Here is a 6,748-nt window from a genome sequence, read left to right as displayed (position 1 = left end):
CGGCCCGGTCGTGCGGGACTACGCCGGGTTCTCCGCGACGGCGAGGTAGTCCGTGTAGATCTGCGGCGAGCCGGAGAACGAGGCCAGCCGCTTCCACTCCTCGTACATCTGCTTGGTGTCGCGGTGGGCAGCCGCGAACTCCGCAGCCTCCCCGGTGGCGATGTCGGGCTCGGGATAGAACACGTCCAGCGCGTCCAGGCTCGCGATCTCCATCATCATCACGTACTGGTCGAGGCGATTGCCCCGCTCACCCTTGAGCACGTGGAACCGCCAGTCCGGGTAGTCGTCGATCCGGTGGTGGTTCTCGGCGATGAACCGGTCGAACACCTCCTCCGTCACCCCGGCGCGCAACGCCAGGTTGTGGATCCCGACCACCCGGGCGACGCGCTCCTCCCCCGCGCGGTCGCGGTAGCGGGGACCGGGCGTGACCGTGCTCCGCGGATTGTCGGCCAACAGCCGGTAATCGGTGAACAACGTCGGCAACTCAGCGAACGTGCCCAGCCGCCGCCACCGCGCCAGCACCGCCTCCGCCTCCGGGTACCGCGCCCAGAACAACCGGGCCAGCTCGGTCTGCTCACCCCGGGCCGTGACATAGCGGTCACGCTGCTCGGCGCTCTCGATCTCGAACAACATCAGGTACTGCCCCGTCCGCTCTCCCCGCAACCCGCGCAACAGCGTCCACCGCCACCCCGGGTACAACGGCAGATGAACACCTTCACCACGCACGAAGGTCTCGAACTCCTCCGGCGTCACACCAGCCTCCGTGTCGATGGCGATGTACTGGAAGGTGAACACCGACGACCGTCCCATTGCGCGTCCAATCCTCAGGCCGGGAAAAGGGACCGCGTCCGACAAGCACGACTCCCCACACCCCATCCTGCCCGTACCCGGTGCCACGATCACCTACGACGTCACCGGCAGCGGCCCGGTCCTCCTGCTCCAGCGGGACAAGGCGGCCACAGCCGACGCCGAGGACACGCACGTCCGAACCACACGGCGACCCGCAGCCGACCTGGCCTGGCCGGTGCGGTCAGGCCAGGGACGGGTCGGCGAGGGCTCGGCTGGTGATTTCGGGGGCGGAGGCGCCCAGTGCGGCGATGCGGGTACGGATGGCGCTGCGGGCTTCGGTGGTGAGCGCGGCGGTGCGGGCCGCGTCGAGTTCGTCGGCGATGGTGAGGAGCGCGAAGTCGGTGAGGTCGTCGCCGGTCAGGGAGACGACCTCACCGGTGAAGCGGTCCGTGAGCGGGAGCGGTGTCCTGCCGAGGTGAGCGTAGGTCCTGCCCCGGTCGCAGGCGGCGTAAAGGTGCACGAGGGCTTCGGCGTCGTCGCCGATGGCCGCTCGCAGGCGCGTTCGCCGATCCGGCGGGAGCAGCGGGTGCGGGAAGCCGTCGGTGCCGTAAGTGGCGTGGCACAGCGCGGCGAGGCGTGCGCGCCGGCTCCCGCCCCATTCGGCCACCTGCTCACCCGTGCGCCGGAGGTGGTCGAGGAGGTTCCCGCCGGGGTGGCCGACCTGTCCCGCGCCGAGATCGCGCAGGAGCGCGAGCGCCGGCCACTGGTCTGTGACGGCGGCGACGGTTTCGGCCAACGCCACCGGTTGGTCCCGGGCGACGAGGTGCCCGGCTTTGCGGATACGGGCCACTGCGGCGTGCGGCGCCTGGCGCAGCAACCGGTCGACATCGCCGTCGGTGACGGGCGACCCACGGCCGCCGCGAACCAGCAGGACAGGCACGTCGAGCTGGGCGGTGACCTGGCGCAGCCGCGGGACCTGGGCGAGTGTGTCTTCGACGAGCTCGGCGTGCGTGTCGAGCATGCCGTCGGCGAGGAAGCCGCGGACCCGGCCGGGGTCGAGGTCGGGCACGACGTCCACCAGTACGAGCCCGGCCACCCTCTCCCGGACCGCTGCATCACCCAAGGCGGCGATGGCAGCGAGCCCGCCCAGTGAGGCGCCGACGACCACGCATCCAGGAGGTTCGGCGTGGAGCATGGCGGCGACGTCGTCCGCGAAGGGCGCGAACGCCCGCGGCGAGCCGCCGCTGTCACCGTGTCCGCGCTGATCGAAGACCACGCACCGGAACCCGGCGTCGACGAGGACCTCGATGACCGGCGTCCAGACCCGGCGCCGCTCGCCACCTGCGTGCAGCAGCAGGACGGTCGGCCCGACGCCGGCCTCGTGTCCGCGAAGGACTGCGTCCGGGCGCGCGATCCACCGCAGATTGCCGATGAGCTCGAACATGGGGCGACCCCCTCTCTACCTTGCATGGTCAAGGTAAGAGGCTAACCACCGTACCTTGACATGCCAAGGTACGGTGGCGGGCGTGACATCTTCGCGTGTGCGGCGTCCTGCCGGCGAAGCCCGGCGCCTGATCCTGGACGCCGCCGAGCGGCTCCTGGCCGATGGCGGCGTCGCCGCCGTCCAGGTCCGGGCCATCGCCACCCGCGTCGGCATGACCGACGCCGGGATCAACCACCACTTCGGCAGCCGCGACGGCCTCCTGGAAGCGCTGCTGCGGCACGGCGGCCGGAAGATCCGCACCGGGCTGGCGGAGGTGCTGGACACGTGGCTCGACCGTGGCGCCGATCTCGGTGAGCTCGTCGACGCCCTGGCCGCGTTCTATCGCCGGGGCTACGGCGAACTGGCCGTGGCGCTGCACGCCGCCGGATGGCGGGATCAGGGATCGGGCATGCTCGCCCCGGTCGTCGACGCGCTCCACGCACTGCGAGCCGACGCGGCCGACACCCCGGTCGAGGACACCAGGCTCGCCGTGGCGGCTCTGCACCAGGCTCTGGTCACCGAGCCGCTCTACGGCGCCACGTTCCGCCGCAGCGCCGGCCTCACCGGCCCGGAAGGAGAGGCGAGCGGCCCGCAGCTTCGCTGGTGGGCCACTCACCTCTCGCGCTCGCTCGGCCTCCCCTAGGTTGCCCGAGCAGCCGAATACCGACCGTCCCCGGTAGCAGATCACCGCACCGACGCGGATCCGGCCATTCCCGGCCGCCCGCGGGATGCCACGCTCTACGATCGCCCGCGGAGGTGGGTGTGGAGCCGTTGGGTCCGGGTGAGCCGGCACAGGTGGGGCGGTACCGGCTGCTCGCCGCGGTCGGCGAGGGCGGGATGGGCCGCGTGCTGCTCGGGGTCGCCCCCGACGGCCGGCTGGCCGCCGTCAAGCAGGTCCACCGTGGCTTCGCGCACGATCCCGGGTTCCGCGAACGGTTCCGCCGCGAGGTCGAGGCATCCCGGCTGGTCTCGGGCGCCTACACCGCGGCGGTGATGGACGCCGACCCGCACGCACCCACCCCGTGGCTGGCCTCGGTCTTCGTCGCCGGTCCTTCGCTGCAGGAAGCCGTCGACGCGACCGGGCCGCTGCCACCGACCGCGGTGCGGCACCTGGCCGCCGGGCTCGCGTCCGCGCTGACCGGCATCCACCGGGCCGGGCTCGTGCACCGGGACCTCAAGCCGGGCAACGTCCTGCTCGCCGACGACGGCCCGCGCGTCATCGACTTCGGCATCGCCCGCGCCGCCGAAGGCAGCACCGACCTGACCCACACCGGAGTCATCCTCGGTTCGCCCGCGTTCATGTCGCCGGAGCAAGCGGACGGGCGGCCACTGACCCCGGCGAGCGACGTCTTCTCCCTCGGCACGCTCCTCGTCCTCGCGGCCACCGGACGCAGCCCCTTCGCCGGGGCGTCGGCTCCGCAGTCGCTGTACAACGTCGTCCACACACACCCGGACCTGCGGATCCTCCCGCCCGACATCCGCGCTCTCGCCGAACCGTGCCTCGCCAAGGACCCGGCCCGGCGGCCGGCACCGGCGCAGCTGCTCGAGCTCCTCGGGCCGCTGCCGCCGGTCCAGCGGCCGTGGCCGCCCGCCGTACACGGCCTGATCGCGCGCCACCAGGCCGAGGTGACGGCCGTGGTGGCCAAGCCGCCGAAGCCGCGGCGGCCGGGCCGGCGGATCGCGCTCGCCGCCGCGGCCGCCGCGGCCGGCACGATCACCACTGTCACGCTGCTCAACGGCGACGGTGGCGCGACCGCCGCCCCGGCGAGCAGCCCGGCTCCGTCCCCGGTGACGACGACGTCCGCGCCGAACCCGGATCCGCTGGGCCCGGACAAGCTGCGCGGCGCCGATCCGTGCCAGATGCTGCCGTCGGTGCCCGGGATCGGGAAGCTGACCCCGCAGGGCGAGGTTCTCTTCTTCTCCTGCACCTTCCAAACCACGCAGCGCCAGTGGATGCAGCTGACGATCGGGGGCCCGTCGGCCGCCGCGGGCACTCCCGCCGGGGAGCTGGCCGGCCTGCCGCTGAGCCTCGACGTCAAGAGCAGCGGCTGCACGGCTTCGGTGCCGGTCGTCGACCGCCCGGCCGCCACCATCGGGGTCGAGGCCGGAAACCTCGGGGTGGGCAAGTTCGCCCAACCGTGCGACGCGGCGAAGTCCGCGCTCACCGAAACCCTGAACCGCCTCCGCGCCGGGAGCGTTTCCGCCGCCCCACCGGGAAGTCTCGCGCCGGTCGACCCCTGCGGCCTGGTCGACTCCGCGACCGCGCAGCGGATCGCCGGGCCGATCACCAAGGTGGAGCCCCGCGGCCTGCACGAATGCCACTGGACGGCCGGCGGCGACATCTCCGTCGCGCTCGAGCGCGGACGCCCGCCCGTCCCGGCGAAGGACGGGTCCTACGACGCGGCCGGCACCGTCGACCTCGGCGGCGTCACTGCGTACTTCACCGCGGACCGCGACAACCCCGCGTCGGTCAACTGCACCGTGACCTGGCCGCACCGGCAGGTCAGCGAAGAAGCCTCGGAGAACGTCATCGTCCGTTACGCGACATCCGCCAGCACGCTCACCATCGACCAGACCTGCCGCCAGGTGCAGGACTTCGCCAAGGCGGCCCGGCCCGGGCTGCCGAAGCCGTGAAGCCGCTGCAGCCGGGCGAGGCCCGGCACGCCGGCCGGTACCGCCTGGTCGCCGAACTCGGCGAGGGCGGCATGGGCCGCGTCCTGCTCGGCGTCGCCCCGGACGGCCGCCTGGTCGCCCTCAAGCAGGTGCACGCGGAGTTCGCGCGCGACGCCCGCTTCCGCGGCCGCTTCCGGCAAGAAGTGCTGGCATCGCAACGGGTTTCCGGCGCCTTCACCGCGGCGGTCATGGACGCCGATCCGGACGCCGAAACCCCGTGGCTCGCTTCGGTGTTCGTCACCGGGCCGTCGCTGAAGGAAGCCGTCGAAGCGACCGGACCGCTGCCGGTCGAAGCAGTGCGCCGGCTCGCCGTCGGGCTGGCGACCGCGCTGATCGAGATCCACCGGGTCGGGTTGATCCACCGCGACCTCAAGCCCGGTAACGTGCTGCTGACCGGGGACGGGCCGCGGGTGATCGACTTCGGCATCGCCCGCGCCACCGAGGGCGGCGCCGACCTCACCGGCACCGGCGGCATCGTCGGCTCCCCCGCGTTCATGTCCCCCGAACAGGCCGAAAGCCGCCCGCTGACCCCGGCCAGCGACGTCTTCTCCCTCGGCGGCGTGCTGGTGATGGCGGCGACCGGCCGCGCCCCGTTCACCGGCTCGACGACGGCGCAGCTGCTCTACAACGTCGTGCACGCCGCCCCCGACCTGACCGGGCTGCCGCCCGAGATCCGGACCCTCGTCGAGCCGTGTCTGGCCAAGGACCCGGCCCGGCGGCCGTCGCCGCAGCGGATCCTCGACTTCCTCGGTCCGGTGGCGCCCGGGACCCGGCCGTGGCCGGACACGGTGCACCGCCTGATCGACGTGCAGGACACCGCGGTCCGCACCGCGCTGTCCTGGCCGGCGCCCGCGCCACTGCCCGCGCCGCCCCGCCGTCGCCGCTGGTTCCCGGTCGTGACCGCGCTGGCGGCCGTCGCCGCGCTCGCCGCGGGCAGCCTCACGGCAGTGCTGGTGACGAGAGCCCGTGCGGATCCGCCGACCGCGGGCGCGAACCTCGATCCGACGAGCCTGGAAACGCTGCGGCGCACGGATCCGTGCAAAGTGCTGAACGACATCAGCGTCCAGGACGCGGGCAAACTGAGTGCCGTCCCGGACTCCGGGTACTTCGACCGCTGCGACTACCGGACGAAGTCCGGCGAGAAGATTTCGATCAAGCTCGGCGACGAGATCTACGTCGAAGGCGGCAGGCCGGCCGAGGACCTCGACGGCCGGCCGGTGCTGTTCACCGAGATCAGCGGCAGCACGTGCGACGCCAGCGTCCAGGTTCCCGCACAGCCGGAACTGGGTGTGACGGCGCTGGCCGAGACGTGCGGCCTGGCGAAGACCACTCTCGCCAAGGTCCTCGAACGCGTCCGCGGCGGCACCGGGTACGACCTGCCACCCGGCACGCTGCTCGCGACGGACCCGTGCGCGGTGCTCGACAAGACCGCGGTGGCGCCGGTGCTCGGCCCGGTCCGCGAAGTCAAGCTCAACCGGCTGCGCGAGTGCGAGTGGACGGCGGCGACATCGTCGTCACTGCGGCTGACCTTCGACAAGGGGTACTCCACCGTGCCGGACGACGGGAGCCCGGTCGACCTCGGCGGCGTCACCGGTACGCGCAACCCGGCCGGAGACAGCTGCGCGGTGTCGTGGCACCACCGCCAGTTCGACGCGAAGCGCACGGAGCACATCCGGATCTTCGCCTCGAAAACCGGCGGTGGTGCCTGCGACGCGGCGGTGGCGTTCGGCAAGGCCTTGGTGGGCAAGCTGCCGAAACCCTGACGCAGGATCCCGGCAGGCGCCGCCGGCTGTTTCCGGTCCT

Annotated in this window: 5 protein-coding genes; 3 read left to right on the top strand and 2 right to left on the bottom strand. The window is 72.9% G+C overall.

Annotation, left to right across the window (positions count from 1 at the left end; all coding sequences use genetic code 11):
* Positions 1-18: 18 nt before the first annotated feature.
* Both I4Q55_RS15530 and I4Q55_RS50160 read right to left on the bottom strand, forming a co-directional pair.
* On the bottom strand, positions 19-810 hold the full coding sequence (locus I4Q55_RS15530; protein ID WP_206788478.1) for a hypothetical protein: 792 nt from the start codon (positions 808-810) through the stop codon (positions 19-21).
* Between the two features lie 220 nt (positions 811-1,030).
* Positions 1,031-2,233: an alpha/beta fold hydrolase gene (locus I4Q55_RS50160; RefSeq protein WP_206788477.1), complete on the bottom strand. Its 1,203-nt coding sequence runs from the start codon at positions 2,231-2,233 to the stop codon at positions 1,031-1,033.
* 82 nt (positions 2,234-2,315) lie between these two features.
* Between I4Q55_RS50160 and I4Q55_RS15520 the strand changes: the two genes are divergently transcribed.
* The 3 genes from I4Q55_RS15520 to I4Q55_RS15510 all read left to right on the top strand — a co-directional run bounded on the left by I4Q55_RS15520 (position 2,316) and on the right by I4Q55_RS15510 (position 6,708).
* Positions 2,316-2,915, top strand: coding sequence for a helix-turn-helix domain-containing protein (locus tag I4Q55_RS15520; RefSeq protein WP_307793213.1), 600 nt, complete (start codon positions 2,316-2,318; stop codon positions 2,913-2,915).
* Positions 2,916-3,034: 119 nt separating this feature from the next.
* Positions 3,035-4,906, top strand: a complete 1,872-nt coding sequence (locus I4Q55_RS15515) for a serine/threonine-protein kinase (RefSeq protein WP_206788476.1) — start codon at positions 3,035-3,037, stop codon at positions 4,904-4,906.
* A complete protein-coding gene (locus tag I4Q55_RS15510) occupies positions 4,903-6,708 on the top strand; it encodes a serine/threonine-protein kinase (protein ID WP_206788475.1) in 1,806 nt (601 codons plus the stop codon). The genes I4Q55_RS15515 and I4Q55_RS15510 overlap by 4 nt, the downstream gene beginning before the upstream one ends.
* The last annotated feature ends 40 nt before the right edge of the window (positions 6,709-6,748 follow it).

The organism is Amycolatopsis sp. MtRt-6 (genome assembly GCF_017308975.1).
In the GTDB taxonomy this organism is placed as follows: domain Bacteria; phylum Actinomycetota; class Actinomycetes; order Mycobacteriales; family Pseudonocardiaceae; genus Amycolatopsis.
Note: the sequence above shows the minus strand (reverse complement) of the source record. Positions and strands in the feature narration are given on the sequence as shown.

What these genes read in the sequence shown, in the direction of transcription:
- I4Q55_RS50160 (WP_206788477.1), bottom strand. Translation starts at nt 2,233, where the DNA reads ATGTTCGAGCTCATCGGCAATCTGCGGTGGATCGCGCGCCCGGACGCA.
- I4Q55_RS15530 (WP_206788478.1), bottom strand. Translation starts at nt 810, where the DNA reads ATGGGACGGTCGTCGGTGTTCACCTTCCAGTACATCGCCATCGACACG.